Source organism: Desulfitobacterium sp. (assembly GCF_982384815.1).
Window position 1 is genome coordinate 1 of sequence record NZ_CEVWNY010000177.1, and the last position, 2,712, is coordinate 2,712.

A 2,712-nucleotide genomic window follows, 5' to 3' on the forward strand; every position below is an offset into this window, starting at 1 on the left:
CGCTGATAGCATCACCAGTACCAGTAAAATCAAACGACTCTCATTGCGGCGGGTCAGTCCATTATTCCAGAACATAAGGCCTCCTCAATACATATACAAATTTTTCTAAATTAACCGAATCCCTCTGTGAACCATGCCAAGCCCAACATTCAGGCAAGGCAAAAGCAACAACCTACGTATTGGTCAAGATACTTCGCTAATCGCTCAGTATGACAAACGACATGTCATCCTGAGCGTCTCACCTGGTTATGCCATCCTGAGCGTCTCGCCTGGTTATGCCATCCCGAGTGCCTCACCTGGTTATGTCATCCTGAGCAAAGCGAAGGATCTAATGCCACAAAGAAGGCTTGCTTCGTAATCCTATCCAAGCACCCCTAGAATCACCTGCGCGATTTCCTCCTGCTGCTCCTTTGTTAATTCCGGATAACAGGGGATGGCCAACGCTTGCCGGCATGCTTCCTCGGCAATGGGGAAGTCTCCTTCTTCATAGCCAAGATAAGCCATGGCCTTTTGCAGATGCAGAGGTACCGGATAATAGATAGCATTGGCAATGCCCTTATCCTTTAAAGCGGCCATAAGCTGCTCTCTTTGAGCTGTCCTTAAGACATAAAGATGGAAGACATGTTTACTATCCCCATCTACATAAGGCAGAATTACCTTCCGGGCCGACCCTAAAGGAGCCAACAGTTCATCATAAACCGCCGCTTTTTCTGCCCGAGCTTTGTTCCACTGATCGATATACCGAAGCTTGACACGTAGAATCGCGGCTTGGAGCTCATCTAAACGGCTGTTAAAGCCGATTTCATCATGAAAATACTTAGTCTTGCAGCCATGAAAACGCAGGACCCGGAATTCCTCTGCCAAAGCATCATCATTGGTTACGATCATGCCGCCGTCCCCATAGCCTCCCAGGTTCTTAGTGGGAAAAAAGCTAAAGGTTCCCGCATCGCCCATTGAGCCTGCTTTATGTCCTTTATATTCTGCCCCTATAGCCTGAGCTGCATCCTCAATTACTTTTAAATCATACTTTTGAGCAAGCGCCAGGATCGGGTCCATATCCGCCATTTGGCCAAAAATATGGACAGGGATGATCCCTTTGGTCTTAGGAGTAATCTTAGCCTCCAGTTTAGCCACATCCATATTCAGAGTATGAGGATCAATTTCCACAAAGACCGGGGTTGCTCCCACTTGAGCGATACATTCCGCCGAAGCAAAAAAGGTAAAGGGACTGGTAATCACCTCATCCCCAGGACCGATTCCACAAGCCTTTAGAGCAATCACCAGAGCATCGGTACCATTGCCTACAGCAACAGCATGCTTAGTACCGCAATAAGCGGCGATTTCTTCTTCGAACTTCTTCATCTCCGGACCAAAGATAAATTTAGCAGAATCCAAGACCCCTAAGACGGCCTGGTCAATTTCTTCTTTAATAGTAAGATATTGAGCTTTCAAATCTAACAAGGGAATCGACATAGCAAATTCGTCCTTTCATAATATAATACGGTAGAAATTCTACACTTAAGGGTACAACGAATAAGTTTACTTTTCAAGGCATGTCCCAGGGATTTTAGCCGAAAACTAATGAATAGTAATGAGGGGTGTGACAATCCGCGGCGGCATGGTAAGGCATTAAAGGGTAATTTACACCATATGTGGCGATATCGGGTGGGCGGTTATCGTTTGCTTGCAGAAATTAATGACCGTGAAATTATAGTACTAATCGTAGCTGTAGGCTATCGTAAAGAAGTTTATAGCAAATAATTTTTTGAAAAGGGAAGTTAACCAAAAAAAGATCTTTTCGTCGTGATTTTGGTTATAATTTTAGGTAAGAAATGTTATAATAGATTTAGACAATGATTATTGGAGGTGAGAAGGTGTCTATCATTAAATCGATATTGGAGGAAGAGTATGAACGTCTTGAGCGAATGAAAAAAGCTTATAGCGTAAAGATAGCCTCCCTTCCCAAAGGAAGCATTCAGGAAAAGAAAATTCGAAACCATGTTTACTACTATTGGGTTTATAGAGAAGGTGGCCAGACTATTAATAAGTATCTTGAGGACGACGAGGCTCTAATACTAAGACGAAAAATTGAACAACGCAAGAAATTCGAGAAGGAAATCCAATCAATCGATGAAGATTTCAAAATTATTCGAAGGGCTATCCGTGTATGAATAAGCAACAAGAAGTTTTCTACGAGACTTTGCAGGCATTAAATCAAATTGGGATTCTGAAGCACTTCATGTTAATAGGTAGCTGGGCAGAGTTTGCATACGAGCAAGACTATTTAAGGAACTTTGAAGCAAATCTCCAAACTAGAGATTTGGACTTTTTGCTTCGAAATCTAGCTCTACCAAAAGAAAAAATCAATCTGAAACAAGTGCTGGAAGATAACTATGATTTTGTTGCTTCGACTGACCCCATTACGGGCATAACTAAGTTTTTTAAAGGCGGAACACTTGAAATTGAATTCTTAGTTAGAGAGTTAGGAGCGGGAAGCATAGAACCTTATCATGCACGAGGACTGGGAATTAAGGTTGAAGGTCTTAGAAATATGGAATTACTGCTTGACAACCCTATCTCATGCAGAATAAAAGACATAGAAGTTATAGTACCTTCCCCTCATGCATATGCTCTTCACAAATTGTTGATCAATAAACGAAGAAAGCCCGAAAAACGCAGTAAAGATATCCGTTCGGTTGTAAAAGTTCTTGA

General features: G+C 42.4%; 4 protein-coding genes. 3 read left to right on the forward strand and 1 reads right to left on the reverse strand.

Features of this window, described 5'->3' with window-relative positions; translation table 11 throughout:
• Positions 1 to 360 precede the first annotated feature (360 nt).
• Positions 361 to 1,473 carry a DegT/DnrJ/EryC1/StrS family aminotransferase gene (locus AC1U9U_RS15790; protein ID WP_479961504.1) on the reverse strand — a complete coding sequence of 371 codons (1,113 nt, stop codon included), beginning with the start codon at positions 1,471 to 1,473 and terminating at the stop codon, positions 361 to 363.
• A gap of 108 nt (positions 1,474 to 1,581) precedes the next feature.
• On the opposite strand from AC1U9U_RS15790, the gene AC1U9U_RS15795 reads away from it, so the two are divergent.
• The 3 genes from AC1U9U_RS15795 to AC1U9U_RS15805 all read left to right on the forward strand — a co-directional run.
• Positions 1,582 to 1,761 (forward strand): type II toxin-antitoxin system RelE family toxin, encoded by a 180-nt coding sequence (locus AC1U9U_RS15795; protein WP_479961505.1) that lies wholly within the window; start codon positions 1,582 to 1,584, stop codon positions 1,759 to 1,761.
• Between the two features lie 113 nt (positions 1,762 to 1,874).
• A complete protein-coding gene (locus AC1U9U_RS15800) occupies positions 1,875 to 2,171 on the forward strand; it encodes a DUF6788 family protein (protein WP_479961506.1) in 297 nt (98 codons plus the stop codon).
• A partial coding sequence (locus AC1U9U_RS15805) for a GSU2403 family nucleotidyltransferase fold protein (protein WP_479961507.1) occupies positions 2,168 to 2,712 on the forward strand: 545 nt, incomplete at its 3' end. The genes AC1U9U_RS15800 and AC1U9U_RS15805, both read left to right, overlap by 4 nt.

Bases quoted from the DNA above. Each gene is read 5' to 3' on its own strand.
- AC1U9U_RS15790 (WP_479961504.1), bottom strand. From the start codon at position 1,473: ATGTCGATTCCCTTGTTAGATTTGAAAGCTCAATATCTTACTATTAAA.
- AC1U9U_RS15795 (WP_479961505.1), top strand. From the start codon at position 1,582: ATGAATAGTAATGAGGGGTGTGACAATCCGCGGCGGCATGGTAAGGCA.